We start from the raw sequence: 16,534 nt of genomic DNA, 5'->3' as shown, positions 1-16,534 counted from the left end.
ATGCCTCAGTGCCGGAAATGCCGCTGGCCGGTGAAGACCATCGCGAGCCCCGCCGCGTCGGCGGCCGCGATCACCTCGTCGTCGCGCATCGAGCCGCCGGGCTGGATCACCGCCGTGGCGCCGGCCTCGGCCGCGGTCAGAAGCCCGTCGGGGAAGGGGAAGAACGCGTCCGAGGCGACGACCGAGCCCTTCACGGTCGGCTCGGCGAGGCCGAGGGCCTCGGCCATGTCGGCGGATTTGCGCGCGGCGATCCGGGTCGAATCGACCCGGCTCATCTGGCCCGCGCCGACGCCGACCGTCGCGCCCGCCTTGACGTAGACGATGGCGTTCGACTTGACGTGCTTGGCGACCTTCCAGGCGAAAAGGAGGTCCTTCAGTTCCGCCTCGGTCGGCGCGCGCCTGGTCACGACCTTGAGGTCGGCCGCGGTGATCACGCCGTTGTCGCGATCCTGGACGAGGAAGCCGCCGGCGACCTGGCGGAAGGCGAGGCCGGGCGATCTCGGATCGGGCAGGCCCGCGGTGGTCAGAAGCCGCAGGTTCTTCTTGGCGGCGAAAACCGCCTTGGCCGCGTCGTCGGCGCCCGGCGCGATCACGACCTCGGTGAAGATCTGGCAGATCTCCTCGGCCGTCGCCGCATCAAGCGGCCGGTTCAGCGCGACGATGCCGCCGAAGGCCGAGGTGCGGTCGCAGTCATAGGCGGCCCTGTAGGCCTCCAGGAGCGTAGCACCCCGCGCCACGCCGCAGGGATTGGCGTGCTTGATGATCGCGCAGGCCGGGGCTTCGGCGGGGTCGAACTCGGCGACCAGCTCGAACGCCGCGTCGGTGTCGTTGATGTTGTTGTAGGACAAGGACTTGCCCTGGTGCTGGGCGGCGGTGGCGACGCCCTCGCGGGTCGAGCCGTCGGTGTAGAAGGCCGCCGACTGGTGCGGGTTTTCGCCGTAGCGCAGCGTCTGGGCCAGCGTGCCCGCGAAGGCGCGGCGGCGCGGCGCCGCATCGCCGATGGCCGCGGCGAGCCAGGTCGAGACCGCGGCGTCATAGGCCGCCGTGCGGGCATAGGCGCGCTGGGCGAGCTTGCGGCGGAACCTCGGGCAGGTCCGGCCTTCGTGCTGGTCCATGTCGCCAAGAACCTTGGCATAGTCCTCGGGATCGACGACGACCGCGACATGGGCGTGGTTCTTAGCAGCCGCGCGGATCATCGCCGGGCCGCCGATGTCGATGTTCTCGATGCAGGTGTCGTAGTCGGCGCCCTTCGCCACGGTCGCTTCGAACGGGTAGAGGTTGACGACGAGGAGGTCGATCGGCTCGATCCCGTGGGTCTCCATCGCCGCGACATGGTCGGCATTGTCCCTGAGCGCCAGGAGCCCGCCGTGCACCTTCGGATGCAGCGTCTTGACGCGGCCATCCATCATCTCGGGGAAGCCCGTCACCTCGGCCACGTCACGGACCTTGAGCCCCGCCTCGCGCAGCATCGACGCGGTTCCGCCGGTGGACAGGAGCTCCACCCCCCGTTCGGCCAATCCCTTCGCGAAGTCGAGAAGCCCGGTCTTGTCGGAGACGGAGATCAGGGCGCGGGCAAGCGGGGCCAGGTCGGCGGTCTGGGCGGTCAAGCGGGGCATCCTCTGTTAGGCGGTGACGTCTTCGTCGCGCATCGTGTCGCGGATCGCCGTTGGGGTATCCTGTGCCTTCGCCAAGGTCCAGCCCAACTGGCAGGCATAATCCATCACATGCGCGGAAAGCACGATCTGCTTGGTCGCACGCGGCTTCAGCCGCCCGGATTCGAGGTAGACCGAGGGTTCGAGCGTCAGTTCGCCCACGCCGTCATGGCGGAAGATCCAGATCTCGCCCGACTTCAGCGCCATCGACACCGCGGTGCCGCCAAGGTCGAGCGCGGCGTCCACATCCGGGTGCAGGTGGAACCGCAACTCGAAGGGAACGCCGTGAAACTTCGCCCGTTCCATCACCGTGTCGAAGCGGCGCCGGTCGGCCACCGTCATCGCGCCGAGCGTGTCCTCGCCGGTGAGCGAGCGGCCATCGCGCGAGAGCATGAGCTGGCGGATGTGGCTGAGCCCGTGGGTCGGCACGTAGCCGTTGTGCCCGGCGATCAGCCGGTGGCCGTCGCTGTCGTCCTCGGGCTGGGCCCAGACCATGTCGGGCACGTCGGTGAATTGGCCGGTGCCGGACTCGGTCAGGAGCCCCTTGGCCGTGAAGCGTGACGAGGAATAGCCCTTCACGCAGAGCGTGGAATGCGAGGGCGTGGCGCGGCCGGCGCGGCGCCATTCCGGGCCGAAGCTCGCGCCGGAGCCGCAATTGACGATCACCGGGCGGCGGCCGGAGGTCAGCTCCATCGCGAGCGTTGAGGCATGGGCATTGGCCGAGGCGCGGCCCGTCGGCGGCGGCGCGGCATCGACGATGATCGTGGTGCGGCCCGCGCTCATCCGCGCGTAGCCCATCGCGAGGCCATGCGCGGTCGTCGCGCGCCCCCCCGCCGTCGCAAGCGCCTGGTCGAGCCGGCCTTCGGCCCCGCGGCCGCCACCGTGGAACCGCGCGAGCCCGCCGTCGGCATGGCGGAGCGCCCTGAGCGTCGGCGCGATCCGCTCGATCGCCGCGAGATGGGCGGCCGGCGGGGTGCGGCCGGCATCGTTCAGCGCGGCCCCGGCCCAGGTGAGGAGCGTGAATACCTCAAGCAGTTCCTCGGGGTTGCGGGTCGGGATCCCGCCCTCGGTGTCGATCTCGCGCTCGCATTCGCGGCCAAGCGCGACGGCGGCGCGGGCGACGTGACGCTCCATGCCCGACAGCGAGAGGCCGGCGTAGATGAGACCGGTCAGTGCCTCGAACCGCGGCAGGCCGGGCCGGGCGGCGCGCCAGCGGCGGGAGAGGAAGATCGTCTGGCGGCCAAGGCTGCGGAAATAGGCGTCCGAGGCGGCGCGGTCCTGGTTGTTGAGGAGCAGGATCGCGTGGTTGATCCAGCGGATCAGCCGCCGCCCGGTGCGGTCCGGGGTCCAGCCCGGCCCGCCGCCGCGGCCGTAGCGGCGGATCCAGTCGACCACCCATTTCTGCGCCCGCTCGCGCGCCGGAAGGTCCGCGACCGCGGCGAGGTCGTCGAGCCAGGCGCAGCCGTGGATCTCCTCCTCGAAGCGCGGGTCGGGCACCGGCAGGTCCCAGATCGAGGCGGCCTTCGATTCGATCAGGAAACCGGCGAACAGGAAGTTGCCGCCGGTAAGCTGGCGGCCGCGGGCGAAGGAGCCGATCGTTTTCGGTTCCGGCTGGCTGACGAATCCGCCCGCCGGCCGCGCGAGCGCCGCGAGCCGCGCATGGAGCCGGTTCGCCGCCCCGACCCCGGCCTTGCCTGCGTTCTTCGTTCCTGCCACGCCTCGACGTCCTTACGATCTTGCCGCGCCTTGCCCCGGGTTGGGTCCCGGGAATCTGCGCCGGCCGAGATTACCGGCAGCCTCCGCCCGTGTCACCCGGCTAAAGCCGGGTCAGTCCCGGCGGCGCAGGCAGGCGATGAAGAAGCCGTCCATGCCGCCGCGGTCGGACCAGTGGTCCGGCCGGAGCCGCAGCCCGCCCCCGGCGCCGATCCAGCCGGGTTCGACCCCCGGCAGCGCGAGCGCGTCGCGGTCGGCCACGAGTCCGGAATGGCGCTCGATCGCGGCGGAAACCTGCCGCTCGCCCTCCTCGGGCAGCAGCGAGCAGGTCGCGAAGACCACCCGTCCACCGGGGCGGACGAGCGTCAGCGCGCGGTCGAGAAGCGCGGCCTGCAGGGCGGCGATCTCCTTCAGCCCCGAGGCGTCGCGGAGATGCGGCAGGTCGGGATGGCGGCGGATCGTGCCGGTGGCCGAGCAGGGCGCGTCGAGGAGCACCGCGTCGAAGCCGGCCGCGCCGTCCCAGATCAGCGCATCGGCGACCACGGTCTCGGCGGCGAGCCGGCAGCGGGCGAGGTTCTCCTCGAGCCGCGTCATGCGGGGGGCGGAGAGGTCGAGTGCGGTGACGCGGGCGCCGGCGGCGGCGAGTTGCAGCGTCTTGCCGCCGGGCGCGGCGCAGAGGTCGAGCACCCGCTCGCCGGGCCGGGGCGCGAGCGCCCTCGCGGCGAGCGCCGCTGCGGCGTCCTGCACCCACCAGCCGCCCTCGACGTAGCCGGGCAGGTCGGAGACCTGCGCCGGGCCGGTCAGCCGCACCGACCCCGTGGGCAGCGCTTCGCCCCCAAGGCGGGCGGCGAGCGCCGCGGCGTCGCCGTCCTTCGGCGTGAGGTCGAGGGGGCCCCCCCGGGCATGGGCGGCCTCGATCGCCAGCGTCGCGGCCTTGCCGTAGGCCGACATCAGGCGCCCGCAGAGCCAGCCGGGCAGCGGCGCGGGCGGCTGCTTGGCCCAGGTCTCGGCCGGGGTCTCGGCGGCGCGGCGCAGGACCGCGTTGACCATCGGCGCAAAGGCTTCGGTCTTGCGGCCGGAGCGGCGGGCGAGGTCGACCGCCTCGCTCACCACGCCGTGGGGGGCCGCGCCCTCGGCGAAGATCTCGGTCACCGCGACGCGCAAGGTGGCGCGGATCGCGGGGGGTGGGGCCTTGCGCAGGAAGGGCTTCAGCACCGCGTCGGCGCGGTTGATGTTGCGCAAGGTTGCGAGCGCGAGGCGCTGCGCCCGCGCCCGGTCCGGCGGCGCGAGGTGCGACAGCGCGCCGGACTGGATCTGGTCGCCGAGCGACTGCCGATCTTCGGTCACGCCGAGGACGAGCCGCGCCGCGCCGCCCCGTGCCGTCTCCTCCGCCATCTCGCCTCCGGTTGCCGTCCTGCTGGGGGCGCCGTATATCATGGACCGGAGCGAGACAAGGAACCGCCATGAGCGAGAATGTCCGAGACGACCTGCCTGAGGCCGCGAAACGAGCGCTGGCCGAGGCCGAGGAGCGCCGGCGCAAGGCGCTGGCATCCGATCTGCCGCCGGAGCTTGGCGGCCGTGACGGGCCGGAGCCGGTGCGCTACGGCGACTGGGAAAAGAAGGGAATCGCGGTCGATTTCTGAGAGCGGCCGGGGGCGCTGCTCGTCGTCCATTGGTTCTCGAACCAATGGCGCCCCAATGGACGACCTCCGGGATGCTTGGGGCAAGATGAACGGGCAGGTGGGTCAGAGCCCGAGCACGTCGATCATGTCGTATTCGCCGGGCTTCTGGTCCTGGCCCCAGAGCGCGGCGCGGAGCGCGCCGCGGGCGAAGATCGCGCGGTCGGTGGCGATGTGGCGCAGCACGATGCGTTCGCCGTCGGCGGCGAAGATCACGTCATGTTCGCCCACAACGTCGCCGCCGCGGATCGCCGAAAACCCGATGTCGCCGCGCTCGCGGGCGCCGGTGATACCGTCGCGGCCACTGTCGCGGTGGTCGGCCAGCGCGATGCCGCGGCCCTCCGCGGCGGCTTCGCCGAGCATCAGCGCGGTGCCCGAGGGCGCGTCGACTTTCATGCGGTGATGGGCCTCGACGATCTCGATGTCCCAGTCGGCGTCGAGCGCTTGGGCGACCTGGCGGGTGATCCGGGTCAGGAGGTTCACGCCGAGGCTCATGTTGCCGGCGCGCACGATCACGGCATGGCGGGAAGCGGCCTTGATCTTTGCCAGATGCTCGGCCTCGAGCCCGGTCGTGCCAATCACATGCACCGCGCGGGCCTGGGCGGCGAGGGCGGCGAACTCCACCGTTGCCGCAGGCGCGGTGAAGTCGATCACCGCCTGCGCCCTGGCGAAGGCCGCGAGTGCGTCGTCGGTCACGGTGACGCCGACCGGCGCGCCGCCCATCGCCTCGCCGAGGTCGCGGCCGATCCAGGCATGGCCCGGCCGTTCGACGGCGCCGACGAGCCGGGCGCGGTCGGAGGCGAGGATCAGCCGCACCAGCATCTGGCCCATGCGGCCGGAGGTGCCGGTGACGACGATGCCGGGTGTGTCGTTCGTGTCGCTCATCGGGGCCTCCCTTGTCCTGCCGTTTCCTTTAGCCCGCGGCGGCGGCCTTGGCAAAGCCCCGTTGCGGGGCGCGTGCGCTTGGCCTAAAGCGGAGGCATGGCACAGAACCGCTTTTCCAAGGCCTCGGGCCCCTCGAACCGCCAGCTTCGCGTCGGCGAGCTGATCCGCCGCACGCTGTCGGAGGTGCTCTCGCGCGGCGAGGTACACAACGACGCGCTGCGCGGCATGTCGATCACGGTGGGCGAGGTGCGGGTCTCGGCCGATCTGCGCGTCGCGACCTGCTATGTGCTGCCCCTGGGCGGCAAGGATGCCGAGGTGGCGCTGAAGGCGCTCGCGCGGTCGCAGGGCGAGCTGCGCCATCATGTGGCGCAGGCGTTGACGCTGAAGTTCGCGCCCGAGCTCCGGTTCCGGCTCGACGAGACCTTCGACCGGATGGATGCGACGCGGCGGCTTCTGGCCGACGAGCGGGTGCAGCGCGACATCGCGCGGCGGGATGACGACGAGAATGGCGACGACGATCTGGGCTAGGGCCTGCCTCGCGGTCACGCTCGTCTGGCCCGCGGTCGGCTGGGGCGCGACGTGCCGTAACACCGAGCACGAGGGGCTTTCCTACGCGGTATGCGAGGTCTCGGCCGGTGCCGATCTGCGGCTATTCCTCACCGGCGCGGACGGCAAGCCGATCGCGACCTTCGACCGGTTGCAGACCAGCGTCGAGGCCGAGGGGCACCGGCTCGTTTTCGCCATGAATGGCGGCATGTACCATCCCGACCGCCGCCCGGTCGGGCTTTATGTCGAGGCCGGGCAGGAGGTCGCGTCGCTGGTGACCGCCGCCGGGCCGGGGAATTTCGGGCTGCAGCCGAACGGCGTCTTCTGCATCGAGACGGACGGTTTCGCCGTTGTCGAGACGCTGGCCTTCGCCGCGGCGCCGCCCGCCTGCCGCGATGCGACCCAGTCGGGGCCGATGCTGGTGATCGACGGCGCGCTGCATCCAAGATTCCTGAAAGAGTCGGATTCTCGCTACATCCGCAACGGGGTGGGGGTGAGTGCGGACGGCAAGACCGCCTGGTTCGCGATCTCCGACGAGCCGGTCAATTTCGACGAATTCGCCCGGCTCTTCCGCGACGCGCTGAAGGTGCCGAACGCGCTTTACTTCGACGGCAAGGTCTCGCGGCTTTATGCGCCCGAGATCGGGCGCGATGACATCGGCTTTCCGATGGGGCCGATCGTGGGGCTCGCGGCGCCCGGGCGTTGACGGGCGCGCCCGCATTCGATAGCAGGCGGCCTTCTGTCTTTGGGGGCGATGCATGGCACGCAAGAAGGGTCGCGACATCTCGGGCTGGCTCGTGGTGGACAAGCCGGCGGGGATGACCTCGACATCGGTCGTCAACAAGGTGCGCTGGGCGCTCGACGCCAGGAAGGCGGGCCATGCCGGCACGCTCGATCCCGACGCGACCGGGGTGCTGGCGGTGGCGCTCGGCGAGGCGACCAAGACGGTGCCTTTCGTGACCGACGCGCTGAAATGCTACCGCTTCGCCGTGCGGCTCGGTGCCGCGACCACGACCGACGACGCCGAGGGCGCGGTGATCGAGTCCTCGGACAGGCGCCCGACGGACGACGAGATCGGCGCTGCTCTGGCGCAGTTCCGGGGCGAGATCATGCAGGTGCCGCCGCAGTTCTCTGCCGTCAAGGTCGAGGGCGAACGCGCCTATGACCTCGCCCGGGCCGGCGAGGAGATGGAGCTGGCGGCACGCCCCTTGTGGGTCGAGAGCCTGGAGATCGTCGCCCGCCCCGACGCCGACACGGTCGAGCTGGAAATGGTCTGCGGCAAGGGCGGCTATGTGCGCTCGATCGCCCGCGACCTCGGCCGCGCGCTCGGCTGCTTCGGCCATGTCGCCTGGCTGCGGCGCGAATGGTCGGGGCCGTTCGAAGCCGCGGACGGGGTGACGATCGAAAGGATCGACGCGCTCGCGAAGTCGCCGGAGCTTGACGCGCTCCTCCTGCCGCTCGAGGTCGGGCTGGCCGAACTGCCGGAACTCAAGGCGACGGCGGAGGGCGCGGCGCGCCTGAGGAACGGCAATCCGGGCATGGTTCTCGCCTCTGACGTCGACTGGGGCGAGGAGGCCTGGGCGAGCTATGAGGGGCGCCCGGTCGCGGTCGGCACCTACAAGTCGGGCGAGCTGCATCCGAGCCGGGTGTTCAACCTCTGATTCCCCGTGCCGCGCGGCTGTACATCGTGGCGGGACGGGCTAGAACGGGATCGGTTCAGAAGGAGACGCGCCGGGGTCAGGCGCCTCCCCTCCCTCCTCGTGGGAAGGGGATGGGGGCAGCCCCTCTCCCTCCCCCACGAAGTGGGGAGGGAACCACCCGGCCTCGCAAGGTCCCGTCTGAACCGGTCACGCTCCAGGTTTAGGGGCAGGGAGGAGCCGTACATTGCTGATCCAGATCGTCCTCGGAACCGCGCTCATCTTCTTGTCGATCCTTGTCGCGGGGCTCGCCTTCTGGGCGATGGAGGTGCTGCTCGCACGGCTGCGCCCCTGGCTCCTGCGCGAGCCGCACCGGCCGAAGCTCGCGCTGATGCTGTCGGTCTCGGTGGTCTGGGTACTCATAGTGGTGACGGCGGGGGTCTGGATCTGGGCCTTCACGCTCCGTGCGCTCGGGATCTTCGCGACGATGGAAGCCTCGGTCTATTTCTCGCTCGTCGCCTTCACGACGCTCGGGTTCGGCGACATCCTCCTGCCGCTGGAGTGGCGGCTGCTCGGTGGCATGGCCGCGGCGAACGGGCTTCTGAGCATGGGTCTTCTGACCGCGATGCTGATCGAGGTGCTGCGCCATGTCCGGCTCAGCCAGATCGAGGACCGGCGGCGGAAGCACTGAAGCGCATCAGGCGCGGTGGGTGACCTTGCCACCACAGATCGTGAGCGCGATCGAAATCCCTGCGATCGCCTCGGGCGGGGTCGCCTCGATGTCGCCCGACAGGAGGACGAGATCGGCGGCGAGGCCGGGGCGGAGCATCCCCGTCACCCGCTCGCGGTGCGCGGCCCAGGCGCCGCCGGCGGTATAGGCGCGCAGGACGTCCGTCAGCCCGACCCGCTCGTCGCGGGCGCCGGGTGCGTCGAAGGCCGTGCGGGTCAGCGCCGCGCCGATGCCGCGCAGGACCGAGATGTCGGCGACCGGCCAGTCCGAGGCGAAGGCCAGCGGCGCCCCGGCCGTCGCAAGGCTCCGGCAGAGGAACGCATCCCTTAGCCGCGCCCTGCCGATCATGCCGAGGGTCGGCTCGAGGCCGAAATCCATCGCGCCCGGCACATGCGGCGGCTGCAGCGAGGCGGTGATGCCGAGCGGCCCCAGCCGCGCGATGTCGGCAGGATCGATCAGCTCGATATGCTCGATCCGGTGACGGCTGTCGCGGACGCCATTGGCCGCCCGCGCCGCCGCGTAGCCGTCGATCACGGAACGCACCGCGCCGCAGCCCACCGCATGGACGGCGATCTGCAAGCCGCGCCGGTCGATCTCGGTCGCGATTTCGTTGAAGCGCGGACCGGCGAAGAGCGGCGTGCCGCGGTGACCGGGACGGTCGGGATAGGCGTCGGTCCGGAACGCGGTGCGGCTGTCGATCACACCGTCCATGAAGAGCTTGACGAAGCCCGACGACAGCCAGTCGTCGGCGAAATCGCGCGCCATCGCCTCGGCGCGGTCGAGCGCATCGAGGTCCATGTGGGGCTTGAAATGGAACGGCACCTTGACCCGTGCGGTGAGCCCGCCCGCTGCCCGGAGGGCGGCGAGAAGGTCGAGCGTGTAGCGATTGCCGTCCATGTTTACGATCGATGTGACGCCATGCCGCGCGGCATGGGCGAGCCCGGCCGCGGCCTTGGCGCGGTCGAAGGCCTGGGCGGCGTCGTCCGGCCAGGGATCGGGCTCCTCGCCGGTGGCGATGCCGAGGTTGAGCCGCGCCTCGCCCGAAAGCGCGATGACCGCGGCGAAGGCCTCGAACTCCCTCAGCTCGCCGGTGGCGAGCCCGTCGGCGCCCACCACCACCTCGTGGCCATGCGGCATTGCCGCGCCCTTCAGGAGCCCGGCAGCGGTGAGCGCGGCGGTGTTGGCCCAGACCGTGTGAAGGTCGTGCGCGGTGATCGCGATCGGCCGGTCCGGCAGGATCGCGTCGAGGTCGTGGCGGGTCATCGGCGCCCCGAGCATCGCGTAGTCGCCGCCCTGCGCCATCAGCAGGGGCCGGTCGGGATGCGCCGCGGCGAAGCCGCGAAAGGCGCGGGCGAGCGCCTCGCGCCCCTCGCTGCCGCCGACATGCAGGTGGCCGAGCTCGGCGCCGCCGAGGAGCAGGTGCATGTGGCTCTCGACGAAGCCGGGCAGGAGGGTCGCGCCGTCACAGTCGATCACCTCGGTCTCGGACACGGCGAGCGCCTCGATCTCCCGCCGCCGGCCGACGGCGAGCACGCGGCCCTGCCCGAGCGCCACCGCCTCGCCGCGCGGATGGGTGGGGTTCATGGTCAGGACGCGGGCACTGGTGAGGATCGTCTCGGGGGTCATGGCGGAGCTCCTCGGGCTCGTGATCGGTTTGCTGTCCCACCGGGGCAGGGTTCGACAGATACCGCCCGCCTGAGGTGGACGGTGGCGCGTCTCAGGCCGTCAGTCCGGCCTTGAGGACGCGCCGCAGAATCTTGCCCGAGGCGGATTTCGGGATGGTCTCGACGAAGGTCACGTCGCGCACCTGTTTGTAATGGGCGAGCCGGCCTTCGAGGAAGGCGATGATGTCTTCCTTGCCGGCCGTGGACCCGGCCTTGCGGACGATGAAGGCGACGGGAACTTCGCCGGCCTCGGCGTCCGGCTGCCCGACCACCGCGGCATCGAGGACATCGGGACAGGCGAGCAGTTCCGCCTCGACCTCGGCGGGCGCGACCTGGAAGCCCTTGACCTTGATGAGTTCCTTCAGCCGGTCGTGGATGTAGAGGTAGCCGTCCGCGTCGTAGGAGGCGATGTCGCCGGTGCGGAGCCAGCCGTCCGGCAGAAGCGTTTCGGCCGTGGCCGTCGGGTTGTTGAGGTAGCCCTTCATCACCTGCGGCCCCCTGACCCACAGCTCGCCCTGCTCGCCCGGCGCGGCGTCCTCGCCCGATACCGAGTCGACAATTCGGCATTCTGTGCCAGGTGCGGTCTGGCCGGCGGACCTGGCGCGGCCCCTGCCGAAGCCGGAGATATGGCTGACCGGGCTCATCTCCGTCATCCCGTAGCCCTGTTCGCACAGGACGCCGAGCCGATGGCTGACGGCGTCCGACAGCGGCGCGCCAAGGGGGGCCGCACCGGAAAAGACGCTTTTCAGCGCCGAAAGATCGAACTGGTCGATCAGCGGATGCTTGGCGAGAGCGAGAACGACCGGCGGGACGCAGAAGGCCTGTCTGGTGCGGTGGTCCTGGATGAGCCTGAGGAACAGTTCCAGATCGAAGCGCGGCATCGTGATCACGCCGCCCCCCGCGCCAAGATAAAGGTTGGCGAGCACGGTCATGCCGTAGATGTGGAAGAAGGGCAGGAAGCCCACTGTCCATTCCCCCGGTTCGACCGGGCGCGAGGCCATGATCTGGTCGATATTGGCGACGAGGTTTCGGTGGGTCAGCATCACGCCTTTCGGCAGGCCGGTCGAGCCCGAGGAATAGGGCATGACGAGCACGTCGCTTGCCACGTCGACGGGCACCTGCCCGGCGAGGGGCGGTCCCATCAGTTCGGCGAGGGGCGTCGTGCCCGGCGCGCCGTCGAGGGTCACGATCTCGCGCAGGCGGGTACCTTTTGCGGCCTCCGCCGCGATGTCGGCGAGGGCCGCGAGGGTGATCAGGAGCTCGGCTCCGGAATCGGTCAGCTGATGGGTCACTTCGGGCGCCGTGTAGGCCGGGTTGATCGTGGTGATCGTCGCGCCTGCCCATGCGGTGCCGTGGAAGGCGATCACGAATTCCGGCAGGTTCGGCAGCATGATCGCAACGGTATGACCCGGCCCGATGCCGCGCAAGGCGAGACCGCCGGCCAGCGCCTCGATCCCCTTCCGCAATTCCGCCACCGTCATCTTGCGCCCCGAGGCGCCGTCGATCAGCGCGACGCGCTCGGGCGCGCCGATCCCGGAAAGCACGCGCTGGGTGATGGTCATGTCGCTGGGTTCGATCCCGCCGAACGGGCTTGGATATACCGTCATGCTGCGCCCCCCTTTCCGCAAAGGAGGATACCACGGCGGGGCCGTTGATCGGTAAGGGATTTCTGCCGGTCAGCCGAGGTTCTTCGGCCAGTCCGTGATCACCGCGTCGACCTCGAGCTCGACGAGCCATTCGGGGTTCACGAACCGCGTCACCGCCATGATCGTGTCGACCGGGCGGACGTCGCGGAAGTAGTCCTTGCGCACGTCGATCGCCTCGCGCCAGCGGTCGATATCGGTGAGGATCACGCGGGTGCGGACCACGTCGTGAAGACCCGACCCGGCGCGGACCAGCGCGTCCTCGATGATCTCGATGCAGCGCCGTGTCTGCGCGCCGACATCGCCGATGCCGACGGTCTTGCCGTCCGGCCCGACCGGCGCGGTGCCGCCGACCGAGATGTAGGGCCCGACCCGGACAGCGCGGGAAAAGCCCACCACCGCCTCCATCGGGTTGCCGTTCGAAATCAGTTCGCGGTCATATCCAGCCATGCTGTCCCCCGGTCGCGCCCCTCGGCAAGGTTTCGCCACTCGTCGGTGCAATAGTACACGAATCCGGGCTCGATCCGTCATCGGTCGGATATGCCAACAGCCGGTGAAGGAGCAGGCTCGGCGCAGTTATCCCGCTGGATCTGGAGCAAGGAAATGATCCGAACACCCGTTGTCATGGCGTCCCTGGCACTCGCCATTACCCTGTGGCATCCCCTCCCGGCCGAGGCCAAGCCGAGCCTGCCAAAGTTCGACGCCGCGGATTTTTCGACGCCGAAGGCCAATCCCTACCTGCCGCTCAAGCCCGGCCCCGAGCGGCGGTTCGAGGGTGTCAATCGCAGGACCGGCCAGCGGGAGAGCTTCGTCCTGCGCATCGTCGGGCCGGGGCCGACGATCCTCGGCGTGGCCACGACGACCCAGCTCGACGAGGCCTATGTCGGGAAATGGCTGGTGGAGCGGACGCTGGATTATTTCGCCGCGGATGCCGAGGGCAACGTTTGGTATTTCGGCGAGGATGTCGTGAACTTCCGCTATGACAAGACCGGCAAGCTGGTCGGAAAGGACAATCACTCGGCCTGGCGGGCGGGCGTGAACGGCGCCAAGCCGGGGATCACGATGCCGGCGGCGACCTCGCCCGGCCTGTCGCTGTTCCAGGAACATGCCCCCGCCGAAGGCGCGATGGACTGGTTCGAGATCGCGGCGCGCGACCTGTCGATCGAGGGACCGGCGGGCACGTTCTCGGGCGTGCTGAAGGTCTACGAAAGCAGCACCGCCGAGCCCGGCCTGCGCGAATTCAAGTACTACGCGCCCGGGATCGGTTTGATCCGCGCCGACGAGGAGCTGTCACGCCGCCTCGACTCGCCCGAGATCGTGGTGGAACTGCAACGCTGACGCTGAGGCGCCATGCATGACCCGCTTCCCGGAGGGCGGCGGGTCATGCGAACCCTCAGGGGGTCAGTTGATCAGCCCGGCGTGGCGCATCGCCGAATCGATCCGGGCCTTGGTCTCGGGCAGGAGCGTCGTCAGCGGCATCCGCACCTCCTCGGCGCAGAGGCCGAGCTGCGAGAGGCCGTATTTCGCGCCCGCGAGGCCGGGCTCGATGAAGATCGCCTCATGCAGCGGCATCAGCCGGTCCTGGTATTCGAGCGCGCGGGCGTAGTCGCCCGCAAGCGTCGCCTCTTGGAACTCGGCGCAGAGCCGCGGGGCCACGTTCGCGGTCACCGAGATGCAACCGACGCCGCCGTGGGCGTTGAAGCCGAGCGCGGTCGCGTCCTCGCCCGAAAGCTGGATGAAGTCGCGGCCGCAGGAGGCGCGCTGCTGGCTCACCCGCTCGATCTTGCCGGTCGCGTCCTTGACGCCGACGATGCGCGGCAGCTTGGCAAGCTCGCCCATCGTCTCGGGCGTCATGTCGACGACCGAGCGGCCGGGGATGTTGTAGATGATGATCGGCAGCGTGCAGGCGTCGTGCATCGCCTTGAAATGGGCGTACATTCCGCGCTGCGTCGGCTTGTTGTAATAGGGCGTGACCACGAGCGCGGCATCGGCGCCGACGGCCTCGGCGGCGCGGATCAGCTCGATCCCCTCTTCGGTCGAGTTCGACCCGGCGCCGGCGATCACCGGCACCCGGCCGGCGGCGGCCTTCACCACCTCTTCGATCACCCGGACATGCTCTTCGTGCGAAAGCGTCGGGCTTTCGCCCGTGGTGCCCACGGGAACGAGGCCGTGCGAGCCCTCGGCGATGTGCCAGTCGACGAGTTTCTTGAGCGTGTCCAGATCCAGCGCGCCGTCCTTGAACGGCGTGACGAGGGCTGGGAAGGACCCTTTGAACATGACACGCTCCTATGGTGTGAAGGGCCGATCGGCCCCGTGAGAATCGCGCGGAACCTATAGCCAAGCGCGGGCCTTGCCAAGTTTCCCTGTTGCGGGCGGCACCGGCCGCGTTATCCTTCCGGCAAAACATCGAAGCAGTGACAAAAATGATCCGCGATCTCGTGCGTGCCGCGCCCCTTGCGCTGGCGATGCTACTTCCCCTGACGACGACCGCCCGTGCCGACGATCCGGCGGGCCTGAAGGCCGCGCTTGCCTCCGGCGCGTCCGGCGACTGGGCGAAGGCCGCGGCCGAGGCGCGCGCCGCCGGGCCGGTCGCCGCGACGGTGATCGAGTGGCAGCGGCTCCGCGACGGCGAGGGCAGCTTCGGCGACTACGTCGACTTCCTTGCCCGCCATCCCGACTGGCCCGGCCTGCCGCTTCTGCGCGACAAGGGCGAGACGGTGATCGCCGCCGATCAGGACCCCTCCGCCGTCATCGCCTATTTCGGTGCCGAACCGCCCCGGACCGGATCGGGCAGCCTCGCGCTCGCTGCCACGTTCCGTGCGTCGGGGCAGGGGGATGTCGCCGAACAGGAAGTGATCCGCGCCTGGCGCAGCCTTCCGTTGACGGATGAGGAGCACAAGCGCTTCCTCGCCGGATACGGCAAGCTCCTGGCCGACCACCACGACGGCCGTACCGCGGCGATGCTGCGCGCGGGCCGGCTTGCCGATGTGCGGCGGATGCTGGTCCTGAACAGTGCCAATACCCGCGCGGTGGCCGAGGCGCGGGTCGCGTTGCAGGCGGTGGCGCCCGGTGTCGACGGGCTGGTCGCCAAGGTGCCGGCGGCGATGGCGGGTTCGACCGGGCTCGCCTATGACCGGTTCCGCTGGCGGATCCGCAAGGACCTCTACGACAGCGCCTCGGAGCTCATGCTCGAACGCTCGGCGAGCGCCGAAAGCCTCGGCGATCCCGATCAATGGGCCGACTGGCGGCGCAAGCTGGCGCGGCGCGAGATGCGGGTGGGCAGTGCCAAGAGAGCCTACCGGATGGCGGCCTCGCATCACCTGACGAGCGGCGCGGACTATGCCGATCTTGAATGGCTCGCCGGCTACATCGCGCTGCGCAAGCTCGGCGATGCCGACACGGCTCTGGTGCATTTCAATCGCTTCGGAAAGGCGGTGAACGGTCCGATCAGCCGCGCCCGCGCCGGCTACTGGACCGGCCGCGCCTATGAGGCGCTGGGCCGGACCGCCGAGGCGCAGGCCGCCTATGCCGAGGGCGCACGCTACCAGACCGCCTTCTACGGCCTTCTTTCCGCCGAGAAGGTCGGCCTGCCGCTCGCCCCCTCGATGGCCGGCGGCGAGCCCTACCCGGACTGGCGCCAGTCGCGCTTCGCGGGGTCCGATGTGCTGCAGGCGGCGCAGCTCCTGCAGGCGGCGGGCGAACGCGACCTCGCGCTGCGCTTCATGCTGCATCTCGGCGAAAGCCTCTCGGGCGAGGAGATCGGCGCGCTCGCCGGGCTCGCGCTCGAGTGGAAGGACGCCAATGCCGCGCTGCTCCTCGCCAAGGCGGCGGCGGAGAAGGGCGTCGTCTGGCCCTCGGCCTATTTCCCGACGAATGGCATGGAAGGCGTCGACCTGCCGGTCGCGCGGGAACTGGCGCTGTCGATCGCACGGCGCGAGAGCGAGTTCAACCCCGCCGTCGTCTCCCATGCCGGGGCGCGGGGGCTGATGCAGGTCATGCCGAACACCGCGAAGATGATGGCGAAGAAGATCGGGCTCGGCTACGACGGCGGCAAGCTGACCTCGGACTGGAAGTACAACGCCCGGCTCGGCGCGGCCTATCTCGACGAGTTGATCGACGAGTTCGGCACCTCGCCGGTTCTGGTCGCGGCGGGCTACAATGCCGGTCCCGGCCGGCCGCGCGGCTGGATCGCCGAGCTTGGCGACCCACGCTCCGACAAGGTCGATGTCGTCGACTGGATCGAGCATATCCCCTACCGCGAGACCCAGAACTACATCATGCGCGTGGCCGAAAGCCTGCCCGTCTACCGCGCCCGGCTCTCGGGCCAGACCGGGCCCCTGCGGTTCAGCGAGGAGCTGAAGGGGCGCTGACCGGCGGTCCGCCAT

The 16,534-nt window shown here is 70.3% G+C and carries 15 protein-coding genes; 7 read left to right on the top strand and 8 right to left on the bottom strand.

Going from position 1 to position 16,534, the window contains the following annotated elements; genetic code table 11:
• Positions 1–5: 5 nt before the first annotated feature.
• The 3 genes from purH to OEZ60_RS10935 form a co-directional block, all read right to left on the bottom strand.
• The gene (gene purH, locus OEZ60_RS10945; RefSeq protein WP_263335950.1) at positions 6–1,607 is read right to left on the bottom strand and encodes a bifunctional phosphoribosylaminoimidazolecarboxamide formyltransferase/IMP cyclohydrolase; all 1,602 of its coding nucleotides are present in this window, start codon (positions 1,605–1,607) and stop codon (positions 6–8) included.
• 15 nt (positions 1,608–1,622) lie between these two features.
• Complete coding sequence (locus OEZ60_RS10940; protein WP_263335948.1) at positions 1,623–3,368, bottom strand: heparinase II/III family protein; 1,746 nt, start codon at positions 3,366–3,368, stop codon at positions 1,623–1,625.
• 111 nt (positions 3,369–3,479) lie between these two features.
• A complete protein-coding gene (locus OEZ60_RS10935; RefSeq protein WP_263335946.1) occupies positions 3,480–4,760 on the bottom strand; it encodes an RsmB/NOP family class I SAM-dependent RNA methyltransferase in 1,281 nt (426 codons plus the stop codon).
• Positions 4,761–4,828: 68 nt separating this feature from the next.
• Between OEZ60_RS10935 and OEZ60_RS10930 the strand changes: the two genes are divergently transcribed.
• On the top strand, positions 4,829–5,008 hold the full coding sequence (locus OEZ60_RS10930; RefSeq protein WP_263335944.1) for a DUF1674 domain-containing protein: 180 nt from the start codon (positions 4,829–4,831) through the stop codon (positions 5,006–5,008).
• Positions 5,009–5,110: 102 nt separating this feature from the next.
• On the opposite strand, the gene dapB is transcribed toward OEZ60_RS10930, so the two are convergent.
• Positions 5,111–5,929 carry a 4-hydroxy-tetrahydrodipicolinate reductase gene (gene dapB / locus OEZ60_RS10925; protein ID WP_263335941.1) on the bottom strand — a complete coding sequence of 273 codons (819 nt, stop codon included), beginning with the start codon at positions 5,927–5,929 and terminating at the stop codon, positions 5,111–5,113.
• 96 nt (positions 5,930–6,025) lie between these two features.
• On the opposite strand from dapB, the gene rbfA reads away from it, so the two are divergent.
• From rbfA to OEZ60_RS10905, 4 genes are all read left to right on the top strand, one after another.
• Positions 6,026–6,457, top strand: a complete 432-nt coding sequence (rbfA, locus tag OEZ60_RS10920) for a 30S ribosome-binding factor RbfA (protein ID WP_263335938.1) — start codon at positions 6,026–6,028, stop codon at positions 6,455–6,457.
• The gene (locus OEZ60_RS10915) at positions 6,435–7,181 is read left to right on the top strand and encodes a phosphodiester glycosidase family protein (RefSeq protein WP_263335935.1); all 747 of its coding nucleotides are present in this window, start codon (positions 6,435–6,437) and stop codon (positions 7,179–7,181) included. The genes rbfA and OEZ60_RS10915 overlap by 23 nt, the downstream gene beginning before the upstream one ends.
• Positions 7,182–7,233: 52 nt before the next feature.
• On the top strand, positions 7,234–8,136 hold the full coding sequence (truB, locus tag OEZ60_RS10910) for a tRNA pseudouridine(55) synthase TruB (protein WP_263335933.1): 903 nt from the start codon (positions 7,234–7,236) through the stop codon (positions 8,134–8,136).
• Positions 8,137–8,359: 223 nt separating this feature from the next.
• Complete coding sequence (locus tag OEZ60_RS10905) at positions 8,360–8,803, top strand: ion channel (protein WP_263335931.1); 444 nt, start codon at positions 8,360–8,362, stop codon at positions 8,801–8,803.
• Positions 8,804–8,809: 6 nt separating this feature from the next.
• Here the strand turns inward: OEZ60_RS10905 and OEZ60_RS10900 are convergent, their stop codons facing one another.
• The 3 genes from OEZ60_RS10900 to OEZ60_RS10890 all read right to left on the bottom strand — a co-directional run bounded on the left by OEZ60_RS10900 (position 8,810) and on the right by OEZ60_RS10890 (position 12,599).
• Complete coding sequence (locus OEZ60_RS10900; protein ID WP_263335929.1) at positions 8,810–10,468, bottom strand: amidohydrolase; 1,659 nt, start codon at positions 10,466–10,468, stop codon at positions 8,810–8,812.
• 91 nt (positions 10,469–10,559) lie between these two features.
• Positions 10,560–12,113 (bottom strand): AMP-binding protein, encoded by a 1,554-nt coding sequence (locus tag OEZ60_RS10895; protein WP_263335927.1) that lies wholly within the window; start codon positions 12,111–12,113, stop codon positions 10,560–10,562.
• A gap of 69 nt (positions 12,114–12,182) precedes the next feature.
• Positions 12,183–12,599 (bottom strand): RidA family protein, encoded by a 417-nt coding sequence (locus OEZ60_RS10890; RefSeq protein WP_263335926.1) that lies wholly within the window; start codon positions 12,597–12,599, stop codon positions 12,183–12,185.
• 174 nt (positions 12,600–12,773) lie between these two features.
• Between OEZ60_RS10890 and OEZ60_RS10885 the strand changes: the two genes are divergently transcribed.
• Positions 12,774–13,487, top strand: coding sequence for a hypothetical protein (locus OEZ60_RS10885; RefSeq protein ID WP_263335923.1), 714 nt, complete (start codon positions 12,774–12,776; stop codon positions 13,485–13,487).
• A 63-nt stretch (positions 13,488–13,550) separates the two neighbouring features.
• Here the strand turns inward: OEZ60_RS10885 and dapA are convergent, their stop codons facing one another.
• Positions 13,551–14,426, bottom strand: a complete 876-nt coding sequence (gene dapA, locus OEZ60_RS10880; protein WP_263335920.1) for a 4-hydroxy-tetrahydrodipicolinate synthase — start codon at positions 14,424–14,426, stop codon at positions 13,551–13,553.
• A gap of 146 nt (positions 14,427–14,572) precedes the next feature.
• Here dapA and OEZ60_RS10875 point away from each other — a divergent pair, with 146 nt between their 5' ends.
• Positions 14,573–16,519: a lytic transglycosylase domain-containing protein gene (locus OEZ60_RS10875; RefSeq protein WP_263335917.1), complete on the top strand. Its 1,947-nt coding sequence runs from the start codon at positions 14,573–14,575 to the stop codon at positions 16,517–16,519.
• The last annotated feature ends 15 nt before the right edge of the window (positions 16,520–16,534 follow it).

The organism is Albidovulum salinarum, from assembly GCF_025673475.1.
Lineage (GTDB): Bacteria > Pseudomonadota > Alphaproteobacteria > Rhodobacterales > Rhodobacteraceae > Albidovulum > Albidovulum salinarum.
This window is presented reverse-complemented; position numbering and strand designations above follow the sequence as displayed.